23 protein-coding genes and 1 tRNA gene are annotated in these 21,377 nt (G+C 71.2%); 11 read left to right on the top strand and 13 right to left on the bottom strand.

Annotation, left to right across the window (positions count from 1 at the left end):
• Window positions 1–25 precede the first annotated feature (25 nt).
• Window positions 26–946, top strand: coding sequence for a LysR family transcriptional regulator (locus RB608_RS06860; RefSeq protein ID WP_308087063.1), 921 nt, complete (start codon window positions 26–28; stop codon window positions 944–946).
• A 13-nt stretch (window positions 947–959) separates the two neighbouring features.
• On the opposite strand, the gene RB608_RS06855 is transcribed toward RB608_RS06860, so the two are convergent.
• The gene (locus RB608_RS06855) at window positions 960–1,973 is read right to left on the bottom strand and encodes an alpha/beta hydrolase (RefSeq protein ID WP_308087154.1); all 1,014 of its coding nucleotides are present in this window, start codon (window positions 1,971–1,973) and stop codon (window positions 960–962) included.
• An 84-nt stretch (window positions 1,974–2,057) separates the two neighbouring features.
• Here RB608_RS06855 and RB608_RS06850 point away from each other — a divergent pair, with 84 nt between their 5' ends.
• The 3 genes from RB608_RS06850 (at window position 2,058) to RB608_RS06840 (ending at window position 6,080) form a co-directional block, all read left to right on the top strand.
• The gene (locus RB608_RS06850; RefSeq protein ID WP_308087062.1) at window positions 2,058–4,244 is read left to right on the top strand and encodes an RNA degradosome polyphosphate kinase; all 2,187 of its coding nucleotides are present in this window, start codon (window positions 2,058–2,060) and stop codon (window positions 4,242–4,244) included.
• Window positions 4,245–4,419: 175 nt separating this feature from the next.
• Window positions 4,420–5,040 carry a DUF47 family protein gene (locus RB608_RS06845; RefSeq protein WP_257430197.1) on the top strand — a complete coding sequence of 207 codons (621 nt, stop codon included), beginning with the start codon at window positions 4,420–4,422 and terminating at the stop codon, window positions 5,038–5,040.
• Window positions 5,041–5,051: 11 nt separating this feature from the next.
• A complete protein-coding gene (locus RB608_RS06840; protein WP_308087061.1) occupies window positions 5,052–6,080 on the top strand; it encodes an inorganic phosphate transporter in 1,029 nt (342 codons plus the stop codon).
• Window positions 6,081–6,192: 112 nt separating this feature from the next.
• On the opposite strand, the gene RB608_RS06835 is transcribed toward RB608_RS06840, so the two are convergent.
• From RB608_RS06835 to RB608_RS06810, 6 genes are all read right to left on the bottom strand, one after another.
• Window positions 6,193–6,939, bottom strand: coding sequence for a winged helix-turn-helix domain-containing protein (locus RB608_RS06835; RefSeq protein ID WP_308087060.1), 747 nt, complete (start codon window positions 6,937–6,939; stop codon window positions 6,193–6,195).
• A 19-nt stretch (window positions 6,940–6,958) separates the two neighbouring features.
• Entirely contained in the window at window positions 6,959–7,738 is a 780-nt protein-coding gene (gene pstB / locus RB608_RS06830) for a phosphate ABC transporter ATP-binding protein PstB (RefSeq protein WP_308087059.1), read from the bottom strand.
• An 8-nt stretch (window positions 7,739–7,746) separates the two neighbouring features.
• Window positions 7,747–8,802: a phosphate ABC transporter permease PstA gene (gene pstA / locus RB608_RS06825; RefSeq protein ID WP_308087058.1), complete on the bottom strand. Its 1,056-nt coding sequence runs from the start codon at window positions 8,800–8,802 to the stop codon at window positions 7,747–7,749.
• Window positions 8,799–9,767 (bottom strand): phosphate ABC transporter permease subunit PstC, encoded by a 969-nt coding sequence (gene pstC, locus RB608_RS06820; protein WP_308087057.1) that lies wholly within the window; start codon window positions 9,765–9,767, stop codon window positions 8,799–8,801. Before pstC ends, pstA begins: the two co-directional genes overlap by 4 nt.
• Window positions 9,768–9,894: 127 nt before the next feature.
• A complete protein-coding gene (locus tag RB608_RS06815) occupies window positions 9,895–10,995 on the bottom strand; it encodes a phosphate ABC transporter substrate-binding protein PstS (RefSeq protein WP_308087056.1) in 1,101 nt (366 codons plus the stop codon).
• A gap of 302 nt (window positions 10,996–11,297) precedes the next feature.
• The gene (locus RB608_RS06810) at window positions 11,298–12,158 is read right to left on the bottom strand and encodes an NUDIX hydrolase (protein ID WP_308087055.1); all 861 of its coding nucleotides are present in this window, start codon (window positions 12,156–12,158) and stop codon (window positions 11,298–11,300) included.
• A gap of 37 nt (window positions 12,159–12,195) precedes the next feature.
• On the opposite strand from RB608_RS06810, the gene RB608_RS06805 reads away from it, so the two are divergent.
• Entirely contained in the window at window positions 12,196–13,245 is a 1,050-nt protein-coding gene (locus tag RB608_RS06805) for a hypothetical protein (protein WP_308087054.1), read from the top strand.
• 182 nt (window positions 13,246–13,427) lie between these two features.
• On the opposite strand, the gene RB608_RS06800 is transcribed toward RB608_RS06805, so the two are convergent.
• Together RB608_RS06800 and RB608_RS06795 are read right to left on the bottom strand one after the other, a co-directional pair.
• Window positions 13,428–13,574: a hypothetical protein gene (locus tag RB608_RS06800; RefSeq protein ID WP_282402914.1), complete on the bottom strand. Its 147-nt coding sequence runs from the start codon at window positions 13,572–13,574 to the stop codon at window positions 13,428–13,430.
• Window positions 13,575–13,740: 166 nt separating this feature from the next.
• Window positions 13,741–13,944 (bottom strand): cold-shock protein, encoded by a 204-nt coding sequence (locus RB608_RS06795; RefSeq protein WP_141006089.1) that lies wholly within the window; start codon window positions 13,942–13,944, stop codon window positions 13,741–13,743.
• 503 nt (window positions 13,945–14,447) lie between these two features.
• Between RB608_RS06795 and RB608_RS06790 the strand changes: the two genes are divergently transcribed.
• Window positions 14,448–14,520, top strand: a tRNA-Lys gene (locus tag RB608_RS06790).
• Here the strand turns inward: RB608_RS06790 and RB608_RS06785 are convergent.
• Window positions 14,518–14,931, bottom strand: a complete 414-nt coding sequence (locus tag RB608_RS06785; RefSeq protein WP_308087053.1) for a Fur family transcriptional regulator — start codon at window positions 14,929–14,931, stop codon at window positions 14,518–14,520. The two genes, RB608_RS06790 and RB608_RS06785, sit on opposite strands and share 3 nt — an antisense overlap.
• A gap of 177 nt (window positions 14,932–15,108) precedes the next feature.
• Here RB608_RS06785 and RB608_RS06780 point away from each other — a divergent pair, with 177 nt between their 5' ends.
• On the top strand, window positions 15,109–16,113 hold the full coding sequence (locus RB608_RS06780) for a hypothetical protein (RefSeq protein ID WP_308087052.1): 1,005 nt from the start codon (window positions 15,109–15,111) through the stop codon (window positions 16,111–16,113).
• On the opposite strand, the gene RB608_RS06775 is transcribed toward RB608_RS06780, so the two are convergent.
• Window positions 16,100–16,633 carry a GNAT family N-acetyltransferase gene (locus RB608_RS06775; protein ID WP_308087051.1) on the bottom strand — a complete coding sequence of 178 codons (534 nt, stop codon included), beginning with the start codon at window positions 16,631–16,633 and terminating at the stop codon, window positions 16,100–16,102. The two genes, RB608_RS06780 and RB608_RS06775, sit on opposite strands and share 14 nt — an antisense overlap.
• Before the next feature lie 73 nt (window positions 16,634–16,706).
• Here RB608_RS06775 and RB608_RS06770 point away from each other — a divergent pair, with 73 nt between their 5' ends.
• Entirely contained in the window at window positions 16,707–17,345 is a 639-nt protein-coding gene (locus tag RB608_RS06770; RefSeq protein ID WP_308087050.1) for a PaaI family thioesterase, read from the top strand.
• 96 nt (window positions 17,346–17,441) lie between these two features.
• Here RB608_RS06770 and RB608_RS06765 read toward each other — a convergent pair whose 3' ends face one another.
• Window positions 17,442–18,929: an NAD(P)/FAD-dependent oxidoreductase gene (locus RB608_RS06765; protein ID WP_308087049.1), complete on the bottom strand. Its 1,488-nt coding sequence runs from the start codon at window positions 18,927–18,929 to the stop codon at window positions 17,442–17,444.
• Window positions 18,930–19,157: 228 nt separating this feature from the next.
• Here RB608_RS06765 and RB608_RS06760 point away from each other — a divergent pair, with 228 nt between their 5' ends.
• From RB608_RS06760 to RB608_RS06750, 3 genes are read left to right on the top strand one after another with little or no spacing between them, the layout of a single operon-like run.
• On the top strand, window positions 19,158–20,144 hold the full coding sequence (locus RB608_RS06760; protein WP_308087048.1) for an ATP-binding protein: 987 nt from the start codon (window positions 19,158–19,160) through the stop codon (window positions 20,142–20,144).
• The gene (locus RB608_RS06755) at window positions 20,141–20,539 is read left to right on the top strand and encodes a CrcB family protein (protein ID WP_308087047.1); all 399 of its coding nucleotides are present in this window, start codon (window positions 20,141–20,143) and stop codon (window positions 20,537–20,539) included. The genes RB608_RS06760 and RB608_RS06755 overlap by 4 nt, the downstream gene beginning before the upstream one ends.
• Before the next feature lie 19 nt (window positions 20,540–20,558).
• Complete coding sequence (locus RB608_RS06750; RefSeq protein WP_308087046.1) at window positions 20,559–20,894, top strand: CrcB family protein; 336 nt, start codon at window positions 20,559–20,561, stop codon at window positions 20,892–20,894.
• Window positions 20,895–20,901: 7 nt separating this feature from the next.
• Here RB608_RS06750 and RB608_RS06745 read toward each other — a convergent pair whose 3' ends face one another.
• On the bottom strand, window positions 20,902–21,258 hold the full coding sequence (locus RB608_RS06745) for a metallopeptidase family protein (RefSeq protein WP_308087045.1): 357 nt from the start codon (window positions 21,256–21,258) through the stop codon (window positions 20,902–20,904).
• Between the last annotated feature and the right edge of the window lie 119 nt (window positions 21,259–21,377).

The following is a 21,377-nucleotide window of genomic DNA, read 5'->3' as shown; positions in this document are numbered from 1 at the left end:
ATGCGCCCATCGGGATAATGTTCGGATGCTCGTCCCCCTCGACCTCGACCTGCGCACCCTCCGCCTGGTGCTGGACGTCGCCCGGCAGCGGAGTTTCACGATGGCCGCGGAGCGGGCGCACCTCTCGCAGAGCGCGCTGAGTCGCGCCGTGAACGACGCCGAGCGGCGTCTGGGCATCCGGCTGTTCGATCGCACGACGCGCTCCGTCGAGCCCACCCCGGCCGGACGCGAGTTCGTCCGGATCGCCACGGGCCTGGTCGCCGACTACGAGCGGGGCATGCGGGAGTTCGCCCTGTTCCGCGACGGCGCGGGAGGGGTGGTCCGGGTCTCGGCGCTGCCCTCGGTGGCGGCGACCCTGCTGCCCTCCCTCGTCGCGCGGCTGCGCGAGGACGCCCCCGACGTCACGATCGACATCCACGACGTCCTCGCCCACGATGCGATCGAGGACCTGGTCGCCGGGCGCGCGGACCTGGCGATCGCGGGCGACGCCGACCTTCCCGCCGGCACCGCCTTCTCCCCGCTGCTGTCCGACCGGTTCCACGCCGTGCACCCGCGTGGTCACCGCTTCGCCGAGGGCGACGCCGTGACGTGGCGCGAGCTGGCGGAGGAGACGCTGGTGATGTTCGGGCCGTCCTCGAGCCTGCGCATCCTCACCGATGCGACCCTCGAGGCACTGGACGCCCGGCCCGCCGACACGATCGAGGCCCAGAACATCGCGGTCATCGCCGGCCTGGTCGCTGCGGGCCTGGGCGTCGCGGCAGCTCCGGCGACCGTGCTGCCCCTGATGGCGTTCGCCGATCTCGCCTCCACTCCGCTCGTCTCCCCCGAGGTCGACCGCACCCTCGGCATCGTCACCATTCCCGACCGGTCGACCTCCCCGGCCGCCGAGCGGGTCATCGCGTCGCTGAGCGCGATGTTCGTCGACGGTGCCCCACGAACCGGCTGACCGGCCGGCGCCCCTACGCCAGCGCGGCGCGCAGCCGGGCGGCGATCTCGCGGACGGCGGCGCGGCTGCTCCGGCCGACGCCCACGATGTTGAGGAATCCGTGGATCTGGTCGGGATACCGGCGCAGCTCCACCTCGGCGCCCGCGTCGGCCATCCGGCGGGCGTAGGCCTCGCCCTCGTCACGGAGCGGGTCGAAGCCGGCGGTGACGACGTACGCCGGCGCGAGCCCGTCGGGCAGGTCGATGTCGAGCAGGTTCATCCGCTCGTCGCGCTGGTCCTCGGGACGGGGCAGGTAGATGTCGTTGAACGAGGCGATCGCCTCCGCCGTGAGGTAGAGGCCCTCGCCGAACAGGCGCAGGCTCTCGGTCGCGCGGTCGGCGTCGGTGCACGGGTAGACGAGCAGCTGGAACGCCAGCGGGAGGCCGGTCCGGGCGGCGGTGATCGCCGTGTAGGCGGCGAGATTGCCCCCGGCGGAGTCACCGGCGACGCCGATCCGGTCCTGGTCGACTCCGAGCTCGGCCGCGTGCTCGTGCACCCAGCGCAAGGCCGCCTCGGCGTCCTCGAAGGCCGCCGGGAAGGCTGCCTCGGGGCCGACGCGGTACTCCACCGCCAGCACCCGCACCCCGGAGCTCTCGGCGAGCACCCGGCACGGCGCGTCGTGGGAGGTCAGATCGCCGTAGAGGAAGCCGCCGCCGTGGAAGAACAGCAGCAGTCCGCGGCCGACGGGCCTCGACGGCTCGTAGAGCCGCGCGGGCAGATCCGCAACGGCGAGATCGCGGATGCTGCCGATCGCCGGCTGCCCACCGGCCAGCGTTGCGTTCTCGCGCAACGCCGCCCGGCCCTGCACGACACCCTCACCGGCGAGGTCGCCCTTGCGGGCCAGGCGCTGCAGCGTCAGCATCAGCCGCAGGTCCGCCGCGAGCGTCTGGCCGTCCAGGACGAGGGGGCCGCCGCTCAGCAGCCGCTGCACCCTACTCGGCAGTCCCATCACCGTCGTCAGCGCACGGGACTCGATCGCGGTTCGCATGCTCACGGGATTCAACATACTTCGGGTACGGCCGTCCCCGCAGGCGTCATCTCCCGTTCACCCGGAAGTGCCACACTCGCGAGCATGTCGACCGAGCAGCAGCCGACGTCCCTCCTGCCGGATGCCGACACCGGCACCCTGACGGCCGTCCCCGACGAGCGGGAGGACGGGGCACGGGCGCGCACCTACGTCCCCGATCCCGCGCTGGTCGAGGCGATCGAGGCGGTCGACAACAGGTTCGTCGACCGGGAGCTGTCCTGGCTCCGGTTCAACGAGCGCGTGCTCGAGCTGGCCGAGGACACCGAGCTGCCGCTGCTGGAACGGGCCCGGTTCCTGGCGATCTTCACCAGCAACCTCGACGAGTTCTTCATGGTCCGGGTGGCCGGTCTCAAGCGCCGGATCGCGACCGGCCTCGCCGTGCGCGCGGCCAGCGGTCTGATGCCGCTGGAGGTGCTCGAGGCGATCTGGCGCCGCTCGGCCGAGCTGAGCCAGCGCCATGCCCGGGTGTTCCACGACGAGGTGATCCCGGCACTCAGCGGCCAGGGCATCGACCTGGTCCGCTGGGCGGACCTGGACCGCGACGAGCAGAAGGAGTGCAAGCGGCTCTTCAAAGACCGGATCTTCCCGGTCCTGACCCCGCTGGCGGTCGACCCGGCACATCCCTTCCCCTATATCTCCGGGCTCTCGCTCAACCTCGCGGTCGTGGTGCGCAACCCGAAGACGGGCAAGGAGCTGTTCGCCCGCGTCAAGGTGCCCTCGAACTTCGACCGCTTCGTGGCGCTCGGCAACGCCCGCTTCGTGCCGCTGGAGGACGTGATCGGCGCTCACCTGCGGCGTCTCTTCCCCGGGATGGAGGTGTTGGAGGCACACACCTTCCGGGTGACCCGCAACGAGGACCTCGAGGTCGAGGAGGACGACGCCGAGAATCTCCTCGCCGCTCTGGAGAAGGAGCTGCTGCGCCGCAAGTTCGGCCCGCCCGTGCGACTGGAGGTCGAGGAGTCGATCGCGCCGTCGGTGCTCGAGCTGCTCGTCTCCGAGCTCGACATCAGCGAGAACGAGGTGTTCCGGCTGCCCGGTCCGCTCGACCTGCGCGGCCTGCACTCCATCGCCGACCTGCCTCGCGAGGACCTGAAGTACCCGTCCTTCGTGCCGAGCACCCACACCCGCCTCGCCGACTTCGAGTCGGCCGCGCCGGTCGACGTGTTCAAGGCGCTGCGCCGGCGTGACGTGCTGCTGCACCACCCCTACGACTCGTTCGCCACCTCCGTGCAGCGCTTCATCGAGCAGGCGGCGGCGGACCCCCACGTGCTGGCGATCAAGCAGACCCTCTATCGCACCTCCGGCGACTCGCCCATCATCGATGCCCTGATCGACGCGGCCGAGGCAGGCAAGCAGGTGCTGGTGCTGGTGGAGATCAAGGCCCGCTTCGACGAGCGGGCCAACATCCGCTGGGCCCGCAAGCTCGAGCAGGCGGGCTGCCACGTCGTGTACGGCCTGGTCGGCCTGAAGACCCACTGCAAGTTGGCGATGGTGGTCCGCGACGAAGGCGAGCAGGCGGGCGGCATCCGCCGCTACACCCATATCGGCACCGGCAACTACAACCCCAAGACCTCGCGGATGTACGAGGACCTCGGCCTGCTCACGACCGACGACACCATCGGCGAGGACGTCGCCCACCTGTTCAACAACCTGTCCGGCTGGTCCCGCAAGGCGACCTACGAACAGCTCCTGGTCGCCCCCGACTCGGTCCGGGCCGGCCTGATCGAGCAGATCCACGCCGAGATCGAGCACCACCGGGCCGGCCGGCCCGCCGGGATCCGGTTCAAGGCCAACTCGGTCGTCGACGAGGAGACGGTCGACGCCCTCTACCTCGCCTCGTGCGAGGGGGTGCCCGTCGAGCTGCTCGTCCGCGGCATCTGCGCGCTGCGCCCCGGCGTACCCGGTCTGAGCGAGAACGTCCGGGTCCGCTCCGTGCTGGGCCGCTTCCTCGAGCACAGCCGGGTCTTCTCCTTCGAGGGCGGCGGCGAGCCGGTCACCTGGATCGGCTCGGCCGACCTCATGCACCGCAACCTCGACCGCCGGGTCGAGGTCCTGGTGCGCCTGCCCACGGCCAGCCGCGACGAGGTACGGCGTCTCCTGGACCTCGCCTTCGCGCCGACGACCCAGGCCTGGGAGCTCGGCGCCGACGGCGAGTGGCAGCGCAACGCCGGCACCGTCCACCTGCAGGAGACCCTGATCGAGCAGCAGCGGAAGCGTCGTACGACCACTTGAACCGCCCCTGACCTGCGACAACGCGTCGCGCGGCCGGCGGCACCGCGGGAGACGCCCTCCAGCGGCGTGCTGCCTCCCGTAGCGCCGGAGACGTGCTCCGCCCATTGGGATTGCGTTCACGCCGTCGTGGTCCCCTAGCATGAGCGCGTTCGCCTCCGCCTCAACGGGAGTCCATGTGGGTCTACGTCTGCGTCCGGTCGATACCTCCTTCTACGACCTTTTCACCCAGTCGGCCCAGCACCTCGTGGGCGGCGCCGAGCTCCTCGCGGAGATGCTGTCCGAGTCCTCGGACAAAGCGAACGTCGCCGAACGGATGCGGGCCGCCGAGCACGCCGCCGACGAGACGACCCACGCGATCGTCAAGAAGGTCAACAGCACCTTCGTGACGCCCTTCGACCGCGAGGACATCTACGACCTCGGCTCCGGTCTCGACGACGTCATGGACATGATGGACGAGGCGGTCGACCTGATCCTGCTCTACGAGGTGCAGGTGGCGTTCCCTGCGGAGCTCTCCGAGCAGGTCGAGGTGCTCCAGCGCTGCGCCGAGCTGACCGCGGCCGCGATGCCCCGTCTGCAGTCCATGCAGTCGCTCGACGACTACTGGATCGAGATCAACCGCCTCGAGAACGCCGGCGACCGCAACCACCGGCGTACGCTCGCCAAGCTGTTCTCCGGTGAGTACGCGACCATCGAGGTACTCAAGCTCAAGGACATCGTCGAGTCCCTCGAGGGCGCCATCGACGCGTTCGAGAAGGTCGCGAACATCGTCGAGCAGATCGCCGTCAAGGAAGGCTGACCGGTCCTCCCATGACCCTCACCCTGGCGATCGTCATCGCCGTGGTCGTCATCGCCCTCGCGTTCGACTACACCAACGGCTTCCACGACGCCGCGAACGCGATCGCGACCTCGGTCTCGACCCGCGCGCTCACGCCACGGATCGCGCTCACCCTGGCCGCGCTGATGAACTTCATCGGGGCACTGCTCGGGCAGGAGGTCGCCAAGACGGTCGCCGACGTCATCACGATCGAGGACAAGAGCGGCACCCTGCTCGTCGGGGTCCACCACGGCCTGGTCATCGTGATGGCCGGCCTGCTCGGCGCGATCATCTGGAACATGATCACCTGGTACTTCGGCCTGCCGTCGTCCTCCTCGCACGCCCTCATCGGCGGTCTGGTCGGCGCGGCGATCGCCGGCGGGGTCAGCGTCAAGTGGGACACCATCGTGCAGAAGGTGCTCATCCCGATGGTCATCTCGCCGCTGTTCGGCTTCTGCGCCGCCTTCGCGGTGATGACCGCCATCTTGTGGATCTTCCGCCGCAGCAACCCCCATCGGGTCAACCGCGGCTTCCGCGGCATGCAGACCATCTCCGCCGCCGCCCTGGCACTCGGCCACGGCCTGCAGGACGCCCAGAAGACGATGGGCGTCATCCTGCTGACGCTGGTGATCGCCTACCCCGGTGACTACAGCATCGACCACCTGCCCATCTGGGTCGTGCTCGCCGCCGCGGGCGCCATCTCCGCGGGCACGTACGCCGGTGGCTGGCGGATCATGCGCACCCTCGGCCGCAAGATCATCCACCTCGACCCGCCCCGCGGCTTCGCGGCCGAGTCGGTCGGCGCGGGCGTGCTCTACACGACCGCGTTCGTCTTCCACGCCCCGATCTCGACCACCCACACGATCACCTCGGCGGTGATGGGTGCCGGTGCGACGAAGCGGCTCTCCGCGGTCCGCTGGGGCATGGCCCGCACCATCTTGATGGCGTGGGTCTCGACGTTCCCGGCGGCGGCGGGCGCCGCGTGGGGCTGCTACGAGATCCTCCGCCTCATCCTGCTGTGACATTGGGCCGAGCGTGTCGCCCATCGAAGGCTGCGCACGGACCCTCCGGGCCCGTGCTTGCCTCCGATGCGCTGCGCGCGGGCGCCACGCTGCCGGCCACCTGCCCAGGCGCTCAGCCCACCGTGAGCGAGTAGCCCCGCCCCCGGATCCGGCGTACGTCGGCGACGGCTCCCAACCGCGTCCGCAGCCGGGTGACGTGCATGGCGATCGTGTTGCCGCCCGGCCGCTTGCCGTCGGTGCCCCACAGCGCGTCCCGCAGCTCGTCGTCGGTGACCACGCCGGGCGAGGCGAGCATGAGGGCCCGCAGCAGCTCGAACTCCTTGAGCGGCAGGTCGGCGATCCGCTCACCGTGCACCCGCACGCTGTACGCCGTCGCGTCGAGCACCAGCGGACCGACCTCGAGCCGGGCGTGCTCGGCGAGCGAGCGCGGCGCATGCGCGAGCAGCTCCCACAGGTGCTGGGGTGCGTACGGCCGCACGGCGACCGCGGAGGCACCGGCGAGCATGAGCGCCCCCACCCCGTCCGGGCCGCTGCCCGCCGGGAGACAGGTCCCGGCGATCACGTACGGCGCCCCGTGCTGCCGGATCACGTCGACGAACTCCGTCGCCGGGATGCCCGGCGCCTCGGGCGTCACCACCACCGCGTGGGGATTGGTGCGCCCGAACTCCACGAGGCCGTCGAGGGTCGACCCGACCCAGGTCACATGCACGCCACGGCCCGCCATCGCCTCCGCGAGCGCGCCCCCGTCGTCGGTCGGATCGACGACGAGGAGCTGAGCTCCCGACGACTCGACCCAGCGGTGGAGGTAGGCGCGCACGGACTGGCGACGGACGTCGCGGCGTCCGTCCCGTGTGCCCATCGTTCTGCGGCGGTCCGGCTCAGCCGAAGCGGCCGGAGATGTAAGCCTCCGTCGAGGGGTCGTCCGGGTTCGCGAACATCTTCTTGGTCGGGTTGAACTCGACCAGGTGCCCCGGCTCACCGGTCGCCTTGAGGTTGAAGAAGCCGGTGTCGTCCGAGACCCGCGCCGCCTGCTGCATGTTGTGGGTGACGATCACGATCGTGAACTCGTCCTTGAGCTCGTGGATCAGGTCCTCGATGGCCGAGGTCGAGATCGGGTCGAGCGCGGAGCACGGCTCGTCCATGAGCAGGATCTGCGGCTCGACCGCGATCGCCCGGGCGATGCACAGCCGCTGCTGCTGGCCGCCGGAGAGGCCCATGCCCGGCTTGTTGAGCCGCTCCTTGACCTCGTTCCACAGGTTGGCCCCGCGCAGCGACTTCTCCACGATGTCGTCCGCAGCGGACTTCTTCATCTTGCCCGCGTTGAGCCGCAGACCCGCCAGGACGTTGTCGTAGATCGACATCGTCGGGAACGGGTTGGGCCGCTGGAAGACCATCCCGACCTGGCGGCGTACGGCGACCGGGTCGACGCCGGGCTCGTAGAGGTCCTGGCCGTCGACGACGATCTTGCCCTCGACCCGGGCCCCCGGGATCACCTCGTGCATCCGGTTGAGCGAGCGCAGGAAGGTGGACTTGCCGCAGCCCGACGGACCGATGAACGCGGTCACCGCGCCGGCGCGGATCGTCATGTTGACGCCCTCGACCGCGAGGAAGTCGCCGTAGTAGATGTTGACGTCGGAGACGTCGATGCTCTTGGCCATGGTGGTTCTCAACCCTTCTTGGGCGCGAAGATCTTGCCGACGATGCGTGCTGCGAGGTTGAGCACCATCACGATGACGATGAGGATGAAGGCGGCGCCCCAGGCGATCGCCTCGGCGGGGGCGTCGCCCCGCAGGTTCTGTCCGTAGATGAGGACCGGCAGGGTCGTCATCGCGCCGTCGAACACGTTCATGTTGGTGCGGTCCGTGGCGCCGGCGATGAGCAGCAGCGGGGCCGTCTCGCCGATGACCCGGGAGGTCGCGAGCGTGATGCCGGTGAGGATGCCCCCGAGCGCGGTGGGCAACACGATCCGCACGATCGTCTTCCACTTCGGCGTGCCCAGTGCGTACGACGCCTCGCGCAGGTCGTCGGGCACCAGCATCAGCATCTCCTCGGTGGCCCGCACCACGATGGGGATCATCAGCAGCGAGAGCGCCACCGATCCCCCGACCCCGGACACATAGGCCGGGCCGAAGATCAGCGTGAACAGCGCGAAGGCGAACAGACCGGCGACGATGGACGGGATGCCGGTCATCACGTCGACCAGGAAGGTGATCGCCTTGGCCAGCTTGTTGCCCTTGCCGTACTCGATCAGGTAGATCGCCGCCATCACGCCGACCGGGACCGAGATGATCGCCGCGCCGAGCGTGACCAGCAGGGTGCCGATGATCGCGTGGTAGACGCCCACCGGCTGGTCGATCTGCGTCTTGAAGAAGGAGTAGCTGAGGAAGGTGCCGTCGATCCGCCCGGCGCCCTTGCTGACGACCCGCCAGATCAGCGAGACCAGCGGGACCACGGCGATGCCGAACGACGTCCAGATCAGCCCGGTCATCAGCCGGTCGGTGGCACCGCGGCGGCCCTCGATCACGAGCGACCAGACCGGCAGGGCGATCAGGTAGGCGACCGCGCCGAGGATGACGGCGCCGACGATGCCCAGCCCGAGCACCAGCAGCAGGGCGCCGAAGGCGACCGCGATCACGCCCACGACGGCCGGGGCCTGCCGCGGCAGCCGCGGCTGCACGAGCGGGACGTGGACCCGGGTCTGGACCTCTTCGAGGGTGGTCATCGGGCCATCCGCCTCTCGCTGCGGCCCACGATCCAGCGGGCGAGGAAGTTGACCAGGAAGGTCATCAGGAAGAGCACCAGACCGGTCGCGACGAGAACGTTGAGGAGGTCGGCGCTGCGCTCCTTGTACTTGAGCGCGATATTGGCCGCGATCGAGGTCGGGCTGGAGGTGGCGATGATGTTCCAGGAGAGGTCGAAGCCGACCGAGAGCACCATCGTGACGGCCATCGTCTCGCCGAGCGCACGGCCCAGGCCGAGCATGACGGCCGAGACCATGCCGGAGCGGGCGTACGGGAAGACCGTCATCCGCACCATCTCCCAGCGCGTGGCGCCGAGGGCCAGCGCGGCCTCCTCGTGCAGCCGCGGCGTACGCGAGAAGACCTCGCGGGTGATGGCGGTGATGATCGGCAGGATCATGATCGCGAGCACGATGCCGGCGGTCAGCACCGAGCGACCGGCCGGGTTCGGCTCGCCGAACAGGTTGCCGATGATCGGGATCGGGCCGATGTGGTCGTGCAGCCACACGTGCATCGGCACGAGCTTGTTGGCGAGGAAGAACGCGCCCCACAGGCCGTAGACGACGGAGGGGACGGCGGCGAGCAGGTCGATCACGTAGGCGACCGGTGCCGCGATCCACCGTGGTGCGTAGTGGCTGATGACCAGGGCGATGCCGAAGGACAGCGGGACCGCGATGATCAGCGCGATGACCGAGGCGGTGAACGTCCCGACGAGCAGCGGGAGGACGTAGCCGAGGAAGCTCTCGGCGTGTGGTCCGTAGACCTCCGCCGGCTTGGTGAAGCCGGACGCACCCTTGATCGCGAGGAAGATGAAGACGCCGGCCAGCGCGGCCAGGATGGTCAGGCCGGCCGCGAGGGCGCTGCCGGCGAAGATGCGGTCGCCGACGCCGGCGCGGGCCCTTGCCCAGTTCGCGGAGGCCTCCTCGGCCTCGGCGGCGGGTGCTGTCACTGCTGTCACCTCATGCTCGGGTGCTGCTCGGGTGCTGCTCGGGTGCGGTTCGGGAGTGCTGCGGGGGTGCTGCTGGGTGGCCGTGAGGGGTGAGGACGGGAGCCCGTCCTCCCCCCTCACGTCGAGCTCACTGGGCTGCGATGCCCGCCACGATCTCCTGCGCCTGGGCGGCGGTCTCGGGCGCGAGCTTCGCGGAGCCGGCGAAGTCGGCCGCCTCGGCCTGGCCCTCGTCGGAGACGATGTAGCTCAGGTAGCCCTTGACGTTGTCCGCCTCGGCCTGGTCCTCGTAGGTCTCACAGGCGATGAGGTAGGACAGCAGGATGACCGGGTAGGCGCCGGCCTCCGTGGTGTTGCGGTCGACGTCGACGGCGATGTCGGTGGCGTCGCGGCCCTCGACGACCGGGGAGACCGCGACGGTCTTGGCGGCCCCCTCGGGCGACGGCGCGACGTACTCGTCGCCGACCTTCACGGAGACGACGTTCAGGTCGCCGGTCTGGCTGGCGTCGGCGTAGCCGATGGCGCCGTCGACGTCACCGATCTGCTTGACGACACCGGAGGTGCCCTCGGCGGAGAGGCCGCCGGAGACCGGGAACGCGTCCTCGGCCTCGTAGCCCCAGTCGGAGGACGCGACCTTGCCGAGGTAGTCGGTGAAGTTCTTGGTCGTGCCCGAGTCGTCGGCGCGGTGGACCGGCGAGATCTTCAGGTCGGGCAGCGTCGCGTCGGGGTTCTGGTCGGCGATCGCCTTGTCGTTCCAGTTGGTGATCTTGCCGTCGAAGATCTTCGCGATGGTCGAGGCGTCGAGGTTGACGGTGTCGACGTCCGGGACGTTGAACGCGACGGCGATCGAGGAGATGTACGCCGGGACCTCGATGACGTTGCCGCCACAGCGCTCCTTGGCGGCCTCGAGCTCCTCGTCGGCGATGTACGAGTCGGAGCCGGCGAAGGACAGGGCGCCGCTGGTGAACTGGCTGCGGCCGTCGGTCGAGCCGAGCAGCGCGTAGTCGATGGTGAGGCCGTCGTTCTGACCCTGGAACGCGGTCTTCCACGCCTCCTGGGCCTTCTCCTGCGACGTCGCGCCGCCGCCCTTCAGGTTGCCGCTGAGGCCGCTGCTGCCGGAGTCGCCGTTGTCACTGCCGCCGTCCTCGTTGGACGCGCCGCAGGCGCTCATCAGCAGGGCCAGAGCAGCGATACCGGGCACGGCGGCACGGCGGATGGACTTGAGATTCAAGGAACTCGCCTCTCGGAGGTGAGGGGCTTCGGTTCCCGCCCCTCGATACGTAGTAGGACGATCGTGAAGTTAGGCAGCGTCGGTAACACAACTCCCCGACCGATCTGAACGAACGGTGAACAGTGGCGGTCGGGGCGGAGACACCCCGTGGCCCCGGTCACCATGGCCGTTGAGTCGTCGGTTCTGACCCGTTGAGTCGTCGGTTCTGACCCGTTGAGTCGTCAGCGCCCGTTGGCGGCGCAACGCGTTAGTGACGGCTCAACCGGTCAGAAGTGACGACTCAAGGGTCCATTTGTGACGACTCAACGAGGACGGTGGCGCTCGAGCGCGACCACCCGGCTCTTGCGGACGTGCAGGACGAGCACCTCGGCGGGCTCCAGGCCCGCCTCGGGGCCGAGCTCGATCCCCGCGGCGTCGTACACGAGGGGGAGGACGGGGCGGTGGGTGCACAGCACGCTCCCACCCTCGGCGAGGAGCAGCTCCTCGACGACCTTGGCCACCGCCCTCGGCGTCGCGTGCTCCTCGCTCAGCCGCGGGCGCAGGTCCAGCGAGAAGCCCGCCGTCTCGGCGTAGGGCCGCACGGTCTGCACGCACCGGGTGCTCGTCGACGTGACGATCCGGGTGACGTCGTAGGCCGCCAGGAGCGGCACCAGCCGGTCCGCCTCGTGCTCGCCGACCTGGAGCAGCGTGCGCCCGGCGTCCGCTCCGCGCCACGCGCTCCGCGAACGGGCCCGGGCGTGGCGGAGTACGACGACCGCATGGGTCCGGCGGCGCACCTTGCGGGCCGCGGCGAGGGTCTCCCGGTCGCGCTCGTAGCTCAACCGGCCCGGCGCCTCGTCGACCGGCACCCAGGCGACGTCGTCGATCTCGTCGTTGGGCCGGTACTCCGACACGTCGTCGTCACCCACGACCCGGCCGGTCCAGTAGTGGACGGTCTTCATCCGGCGCGCCACCGGATACCGCTGCGACCGCAGCGGCGGCCCCAGCCGGACGTGGACGCCCGTCTCCTCCGCGACCTCACGGACCGCTGCCGCGGTCGGGTGCTCACCGCGGTCGAGCTTGCCCTTCGGGAACGACCAGTCGCCGTACTTGGGCCGGTGCACGAGAAGCACCTCGCGTCCGGGACGGAACACGACCACGCCGGCAGCGAGGATGTCGGGCACGCACTCAGACTAGGGCCCCCGGCTTTAGGGTACGGGCATGCGTCGCCGCCCGATCGTGCTCCTCGTCATCGCGGCGCTCGTCGTGTCGGTGGCTGTCGTCGTGGGCTGGCGACTGCGCTCGGAGGACCGCTCGCGGTTCGCCGAGGCGCTCAGGCTCGCGCCGACCACGGCCGCACGGCTCAGCTGGACCGACTGGGCCGGTGTCCGCGCCGAGCTGGATGCCGACCTGTCGTCGACGTCCACCGGCGCCGACGTGGACGTCTTCCTCCGCGACGCCTTCGACCGCGACCTGTCGTCGACCACGGCGCTCGATGCGTCGGCGCCGACGATCCAGGACGAGATCGGCTTCTCCCCCGCCACCCTCGACTGGGAGCTGTTCACCCAGGGCGCGGACGGTGCGCTGGTGCTGATGGGCCTCCCCGACGGCTTCGACGTGTCCGGGCTGCGGGACCGGTTGCGCTCGGTCGGCTTCGTGGAGCCCGACGACGCCGACGGCGTATGGCGCGGCGGGGTCGACCTGCTGGAGGGCCTGGGCGGGCCGGTCACCCCCGAGCTCGCGGCGCTCGTGATCGACGAGGAGGCCGGGATCGTGGCCGGCAGCGACGACCCGGACTTCCTCGAGCAGCGCGGCGACCTGGCGCGGGGGGACGCCGAGGGTGGGGTACGCGACGTCGTCGACGCCGTGGGACCGGCGCTGAGCGCCTCCGTGGCGACCGGCGACCAGGCGTGCTCGTCGCTCGCGATGACCGACGCCGATCCGGCCGACCGGACCCGGGCGAGCGAGCTGGTGGAGCAGGCAGGCGGCGTCCACCCGGTGACCGGGTTCGCCATCGGCGCCCAGCCGGGCGGCGACATCCGGGTGGCGATGGCCTTCGAGAGCGAGGCCCAGGCCCGCGCGGACGCCGACAGCCGCTCGCGGCTCGCCGCCGGGCCGGCTCCGGGCCAGGGCGGCACCTTCCCGGAGCGGTTCGCGCTCGGCAAGGTGGTCGCGTCCGGGCGCGTGCTCACGATGGCGATGACGCCGGTCGAGGGGACCTTCGTGCTCTCCGACCTCAGCCACGGGCCGGTGCTGTTCGCGACCTGCTGACGCGGCGGGGCGGCGTCCGCGCGGCGTGTGGCCGCCGGAGCAACCTCACCCACTCCCACCCGACCGCGTGCGCGGCAGCGTGGCGCACGGCGGCGAAGCCGCATCGTGCGACGCCCGCGGGGCTGAGCTTGCGAGGCCCCGGGCGGCGAGCACGATCTGCGACACGCTCGCGCAGACAAAAACTAGTGCAGTACGCCGAGAATGCGGTCGATCTCCTCGACCGAGAGCCGGTCGTCGCTGGCGCTGGCGGCGATGATCAGGTTGGTGGTCAGCTCGACCTCCGTGAGGAGCTCGCCGTCCTCGAGGGTGACGTCGAACTGATCGGCCATCCTTCCCCTCCTCGAGCCGAGCACAGCGCGGTCTTCCGACACCATGATCCCCCGCCGCGGCCCCGACAAACCCAAAAGTTGCGGAAAAATTCGACCGGACGAAAACCGCCGTGGGACCCCGCCGGCCGGCGGGGTCCCACGGAGGACGAGGTCTCCTCGGAACGGGTCAGAGAGGACGGACGTTCTCGGCCTGCGGGCCCTTCGGGCCCTGGGTCACGTCGAACTCGACCTTCTGGTTGTCCTCCAGGGACTTGTAGCCCTGGGACTGGATCGCCGAGTAGTGGACGAAGACGTCGTCGCCGCCACCCTCCTGCTCGATGAAGCCGAAGCCCTTCTCGGCGCTGAACCACTTGACGGTGCCCTGAGCCATGTTGCTCGTAACTCCTCGTATCGGGGCGAGAGCCGCCACCTCGACGGCCCGCAGCGGCTGCGATGACACGTCGCTCCGACCGTGATGCAACACCACCAACCAGATGCGCCGTCGGCCACAGACTCCGCAGGCGTTCACCTTCGAGAACTGCAGTCGCTGCGGCATCGACCCTACCAATCCGGGCCGACAGCGGAACCTCTCGAGCGCCACGAACTTCGGACCGCCCGTGAAGGTTCTGCAACACACGTGTGACGGCCCGGAGAACGGCTCGGGCGGGCTCAGCCGAGCCGGTCGACGTACGCGAGGACCCGGTTGAACAGCGCCGTCACGCCCGGCGGCGTCGGGGCCCGGGCGCCGGCGGTTCTCCAGGCCCCGCTGATCACTCATGCGGTCTGGTCGGCCCTGGTGCTGCGCTACCTGCCGCCGCTGTTCCGCGGGCGCGTCACGCGTGCGCGGCCCCGGGCGATCGCGACGGCGTCCGGACCGCCCACTAGGCTCGGTCCGGGCCGTTAGCTCAGTTGGTAGAGCACCGGACTTTTAATCCGAGTGTCGCGGGTTCGAGCCCCGCACGGCCTACTCCGAGCGCTGTCGGGCGCAGTCGGCGCACAGTCCGACCAGCTCGACGGTGTGGCTGACCTCGGTGAACCCGTGCTCGTCGGCGATGGACCGCGCCCACCGCTCCACGGCGGAACCGGTGATCTCGACCGTGCGGCCGCAGGAGCGGCACACGAGATGGTGATGGTGCGAGTCGCTGCACTGGCGGTACGTCGCCTCGCCGGCGGGGTTGTGGCGTACGTCGACGTCGCCCACCTCGGCCATGGCCTGCAGGGTCCGGTAGACGGTGGCGAGGCCGACCTTGTCGCCCGTACGCCGCAGGCTGTCGTGGATCTCCTGCGCGCTCTGGAAGTCGGCTGCCTGGGCCAGGGCATCGGTGATCGCCCGGCGCTGCCGGGTCGGCCGGAGCACGGCGGGGCGGGTGTCGGACACCGGACCTCCTGGGGAGACTGCCATCGGACTGGGAATCGCTCTCAATCTACCGCCCGGACAATCAGGACCAGGCGGCCCTGGTCCGTTCGGACCACCCGGACGGGACCGCCGAACCGGCGACGGGCCCGATCCGCGGGGAGTAGCCTGACCGGCGGAGGGAACAGAGAGGACTCGCTCGTGGGGAGCAATGACGAGTTCGGTACGGACACCGAGAGCATCCGAGCCTGGCTGAACAAGCGGGCCACCTATGCCCGCGACGCCCGGGTAGTCGGCGCGCCCCGGGGCGGCGGCCTCGCTCCCACCCCCGCCCCGCGGCCGACCGCGTCGGCGAGCACCTCCCCCGCTCCGGCGCCCACCGGAGCCGACTCCATCCGAGCCGACTCCACCCGGGCCGGCCGCGCGGTCCTCGAGGCTCTCGGCGTCGACGCGCCGCCCGAACCGCCGTCCCGGATCGCCCGGGCCGGCCGCCTGGACAGCACCGACCTCGGCCGGTCCGTGGTCGAGGCGCTGCGCGCCGACCTGCCGAAGCAGCCGCGGCCACCGCAGGCGGTCGCCGCGGCTCCGGCGTCAGCGCCGGCGTCGCCGCCGGAGGAGGCGGCTCCCGCGCCCGCCCCGGTCCGACCGACGCCGCCACCGCGGGCGCCCGCCACCCCCGAGGTCAAGCACGGCCGATGGACCGAGCCCGAGGACAACCTGACCGCGCTCAACGCCAGCACGGACGCGCAGTTCCCGGTCCGCGGCGGGATCCGGCGGGCGCTCTCCTGGGCGCTGCTCGCCGTCCTCGCGGCGACCGCCGCCGCGTCGTACGCCGCGGTCCGGGAGCCGACGTCCGCGACGATCGGGACGGCGGGCATCCTCGGCTTCCTGCTGCTCGTGGTCTGGGCGGTGCGCGCCGGGTGCACGACCACCGAGCTCGCGATCCGGCGCGGCCAGCTCAGCATCCGGCGCAACGGGCAGACCGAGATCGTCGACGTGGGCAGCCCGTACACGCCGGTCGCGATCGTGGGCGAGCCGAGCGACCGGCGCTGGACGGTGCTGATCGAGCGGGAGGGGCTGCCCCTGGTGGTGATCACCCGGTCGATGGTCGATCCGCACTGGTTCACAACCGTGCTCTATCGCCTGCGGCCCGGTCTGCGGCCCGGTCCGGCCGGGGAGCCGGACGAGCCGGTCAGCCGGCCGTAGGGATCCAGAAACGCAACCGGCCCTCCCGCTCGTCCTCGAGCTGCCCGCCCCCGGCCTCGATGGTGCGCCGGGACGCCTCGTTGTCGAGGTCGCAGGTGACCAGCACTCGGTCGATCCCGAGCCGGCCCGCCGCGTGGACGCCGAGCGCGAGGGCGCGTACGGCGTGCCCGCGCCTGCGGGCGCCCGGCCGCACGGAGTAGCCGATGTGACCGCCCTGCTCGAAGAGCCACGCGTTGAGCGTGTGGCGCAGATGCAGGAATCCGACCAGGTCGTCGTCGGGGTCGCCGTCCTCCGCCGCGATCCAGAAGTACGTCGACGGCACCCGGGTGCCGTCGACGTCGGCGGTCGAGGTCGCCTCGGTCATGGTCACGAACGCGGCGCAGCCGGCGCGGGTGGGCACCGGGTCGCCGTCGAGATGCCAGTAGCCGGAGCCGTGCATCTGCTCCGGTCCGCCGAAGTCCTCCACCATCGCGGCCCAAGGCTGCCAGCGGGAGAGGGCGGGGTCGACGAGCGCGGTCATGTCCCCATCCCATCACTGCGGGTCAACGGGTTTCCCGGAGCCGGAAACGAGAACGTGTTCTACTCTAGCGGGCATGAACTGGCACCTGCCCGACTCCGACGTGACGCCGGCGGCCGAGATCGAGCGGCAGGCCGCGACCTGGCGCCCGCTCGCCGCGGCCGCGCGGGAGCTGGTCGACCTCTGCGTGATGTCGGACGTCGACGAGGACGAGGTGCGCGCCGCGCAGGCCGATGTCGAGGCAGCGGTCGCCCGCCTGCGCAAGGTACGCCGGACCCGCACCCTCGGCGAGGAGCACCTCACCGAGGGGCGGCGGCGCCCCTGGGGCAACCCGGTCATCGGGCTGCGCAACCCGATCGCACCCCCGCTGGAGGTCGCCAGCGATCCCAGCGGCCGGGCCACGACGGAGTTCCGCTGCGGCGCGGCGTACGAGGGACCGCCCGGCCTGGTCCACGGCGGCGTGGTGTCGCTGCTCCTCGACCAGATCCTCGGCCACGCCGTCGGGGCGGCGGGCCGGCCGGGGATGACCGGCACGCTGACGGTCGTCTACCGCCGGGGTACGCCGCTCGGCGACCTGCGCGCGGAGGCCTGGATCGACCGCGAGGAGGGCGTCAAGACCTGGGCCCGGGCGCACCTGATCGGCCCCGACGGCGCGACCGCCGAGGCCGAGGGCGTGTTCATCCTGCCGCGCGCGATCCGCGAGCGAGGGGCCTGACATGGGGACTTGTCAGGCATCTCCTGCACTTGTTGGGGGTTGCAACCCCCAACAAGTGCAGGAATCCCCGGCTGACCGGGGATTCATGCAGCCGGCTCAGCCAACCTTCACGCCCCGCTTGTTCTCGTCGCTCAGCCGGGCCTCCTCGGCCGCCTGGGCCTCGAGCTCCGCGCGGCGCTGCGCCTCGTCGTACTCGCCGGGCTGGGAGACCAGGTCCGTCGCACCGCGGGCGAGGCGCTGGAGCGCCACCCGGGCGAAGATCTGCTGCTCGGTCGAGGTCCGCTCCGAGCGTCCCCTGCCCAGGAACGAGACCGCCCAGCGCAGGACGGCGGTCACCCGGTTCTTGAAGCCGGTGAGGTAGAAGAGATGGACCACCAGCCACATCAGCCAGGCGAGGATGCCGGTGATCCGGAGCTGGCCGACCATCGCGACCGCCCGGAAGCGGCTGATGATGGCCATCGAGCCCTTGTCGAAGTACTTGAAGGGCGGCTGCGCGGGCTTGCCGTCGAGGCGACCCTCGATCTCCTTGGCGGCGTACTTCGCCCCCTGGATCGCGACCTGCGCGACGCCCGGGAGGTTGTCGAGCGAGATCATGTCGCCGACCACGAACACCTCGGGGTAGCCCGGGAGGGTGAGGTCGGGGTTGACCGAGATCCGGCCGGCGCGGTCGAGCGGGGCGCCGGTCTGCGCGGAGAGCTGCTTGCCGAGCGGGTTGGCCTGGACACCGGCGGCCCAGACCTTGGCGACCGCCTCGACCCGCTCCTCGCTGCCGTCCTTGTACTTCACGGTCAGGCCGCGCTCGTCGACCTGCGAGACCAGTGCGCCGAGCATGACCTCGACGCCGAGCTTCTCGAGCTTCTCCTGGGTCCACTTGCCGAGCTTGGCCCCGAACGGCGGCAGCACCTGGGGCGCCGCGTCGACCAGGATCACGCGCGCGTGGCGCGTCGAGATCGCCCGGAAGTCGCGGGTCAGCGTGCGGTGGGCGAGCTCGGCGATCTGGCCGGCCATCTCCACACCGGTCGGGCCGGCGCCGACGACGACGAAGGTCAGCAGGTGGTCGACGTCCTCGCCGCGCGAGGCGGCGAGCTCGGCCATCTCGAACGCGCCGAAGATCCGGCCGCGCAGCTCGAGGGCGTCGTCGACGCTCTTCATGCCGGGCGCGAACTCGGCGAAGTGGTCATTGCCGAAGTAGGACTGGCCCGCGCCGGCGGCCACGATGAGGGAGTCGTACGGCGTCACGAGCTCGCGGCCCAGGACGTGGGAGATCACCTGGCGGTTCTCGAGGTCGATCGTGGTGACCTCGCCGAGCAGGACCTGGGCGTTCTTCTGGTTGGCGAGGACCTCGCGGGTGGGTGGTGCGATCTCACCCTCGGAGAGGATGCCGGTCGCCACCTGGTAGAGCAGCGGCTGGAAGAGGTGGTGGGTCGTCTTCGCGATCATCGTGACGTCGACGTCGGCCTTGCGGAGCTGCTTGGTGCCGAAGAGGCCACCGAAGCCGGAGCCGATGACGACGACCTGGTGACGGTCCGAACGGGGGACGATGATGCGGTCGGGCAGTTCGGGTTGAGTATCGCCTGCTGCCATGGCTTCCTCCTGGACACCTGTGGTGACGACACGATGACGTCGCTGCCGTTCATTCTTCCGTCTCCGTCGCACGACCCCCAACCCGACGTCGCGGTCTGCTCGGTCACACGCGTGTCGGACCGTCACCAAACATCCCGGACACGGTTGGTTTAGTGGTGTCCCGGGCGGGGTATCGCACCCGGGATCGCCACCTTCATCGACCGGACGAGACCCCCGGAAGGTTCCTCCGTGCAGCACCGGCAGACCCTGGACCTGGCCCCCGGGCCACGGATCGTGCACGACGCACGACGCTGGGTGGTCCAGACCTGCGGTCAGCTCGGTCGTGAGGACCTCGCCGACTGCGCCGAGCTCGCGGTGTCCGAGCTGGTCACCAACGCCGTCCTGCACGGCACCGCTCCCATCCGGCTCCAGGTGCACGGCACCGCCGAGCACCCCCGGTTCGAGGTCCACGACGCCTCCGTCATCCCGCCGCAGCCGTCGACCCAGGCGGGCGGGTTCGACATCGACGCCTTCGACCTCGACGCGTTCGACGAGCTCGACGAGGAGCAGCTGGCCGCGCTGACGACCGTCGGCCGCGGCCTCGACATCGTCTCGCGGGCCTCCGTCGCCTGGGGGGCCGAGATCGACGAGGACGGCAAGGCGGTGTGGTTCGAGCCGGCTCCCGAGCTGTCCGAGACCGAGGGCGCGCCGTACCAACAGACGCACAGCATGCCGTCGCTCCAGGCCGACCACACCCGGGTGGGCGAGGTCGGCGTCCAGATCAACGGCGTGCCGATCGGCGCCTTCGGGCGCTTCCAGCGCCACTACCGCGACCTGCGTCGCGAGATCCGGCTGCTCGCCCTCGCCCACGAGGACGACTACCCCCTGGCGAAGGTGCTCTCCGAGCACTTCGACGCCCTCGAGCGGCCGCTGCGGGCCAACATGGGCCGCGAGCAGGTCGACAAGGCGTACGCCGACGGCCGCGCCACGATCGACCTGCGGCTGCGGATGCCACGGGAGGCGGCGCGACAGATCGGCGGCTTGATCGACCTTCTCGACGCGGCCGACGAGTTCTCCCGCGCCCAGCGCCTGCTGACCGCGCCCCGGACCGCCGAGCAGCGGTCCTTCCAGATCTGGTTCCTCGGCGAGTTCCGGCGCCAGGCCGTGGGCGCGCCCCCGGTCGCGTGGCAGGGCAGCGGCAACGGCTCCGGAGCGCGCCCTAGTCTGCAGGCATGACGCCTGCCCCGCTCCCCCGGCTGCTCCTGGCCGTGGCGGCGGGGGGCGCGGTCGGCGCGGTGGCCCGCTACGCCGCGACCGAGCTGGTCGCCGACGGCTCGGGGTTCCCCTGGACCACCTTCGCGATCAACGTCTCGGGTTCGACCCTGCTCGCCGCGCTGCTCCTGCTCCCCCTGGCCCGTCGCTCGGCGGTCTGGGCCGCGGCGCTCGGCCCCGGCGTGCTCGGCGGGTACACGACCTTCTCCGCCACCTCCGAGCAGACGCGGGCGTTCCTCGCCGACGGCCGCGCCGGGCTCGCGCTCGCCTATGTCGTCGGCACCCTCGCCGCCTGTCTGGTGGCGGTCAACCTGGTCGGCCTCCTCGCGCCTCCCCTGCCCGCGGAGGACGAGCTGTGAGCCCCCGCCGGACCGCCGCATGACCGTGCTCCTCGTCGCGCTCGGGGCCGCCGTCGGCGCTCCCCTGCGCTACGCGCTGGGCCAGCGCTTCGACGGCTCCTGGCACCGCGGCACACTCACCGCCAACACCGTGGCGAGCCTGGTGCTGGGTGCGTGCGTCGGCTGGTCCGTCGACGGCTCGGCCTTCGCGCTGGTCGGGACGGGATTCTGCGGCGGCCTGTCGACGTACTCGTCGCTCGCGGTGCAGGCGCGCGACCTCGGGCCCCGCCGTGGCACGGCGTACGCCGTCGTCACGATCGTGCTCGGACTGGCGGCCTGCGCGGCGGGGTTCTGGGTGGCCGGGGGGCAGGCGTAGCCGGGGGTCAGGCGTAGCCGAGGTCGTGCAGCCGGGCGTCGTCGATCCCGAAGTGGTGGGCGACCTCGTGGACCACGGTGATCCGAACCTCCTCGGCGAGGTCCTCCTCGTCGTCGCACATGTCCAGCAGCGGCCCCCGGAAGAGGAAGATCCGGTCGGGCAGCTGCGGCAGCAGGCCGCCGCCGCGCTCGGTGAGCGCCACCCCGTCGTACAGGCCGAGGAGGTCGTCGGGCTCCCCCTCCGGCGGCTCGTCCTCGACCAGCACGACCACGTTGTGCACGAGACGGGCCAGCTCCTCGGGGATCTCGTCGAGAGCACGGTCGACGAGGGCGTCGAACTCCTCGGGGCTCATCTCGACGGGCATGGCGTCATTGTGCCCGGGGCACCCAGCCGCCTCGTGGCCGAAGGCCGCCCACCTCGGCCCATGGCCTCTACAGGAGCTCCAGCCGATCCACAGAGTCGAGCGCCCGCATGCAACCAGTC

Source organism: Nocardioides sp. LHD-245, assembly GCF_030929495.1.
In the GTDB taxonomy this organism is placed as follows: domain Bacteria; phylum Actinomycetota; class Actinomycetes; order Propionibacteriales; family Nocardioidaceae; genus Nocardioides.
This window is presented reverse-complemented; position numbering and strand designations above follow the sequence as displayed.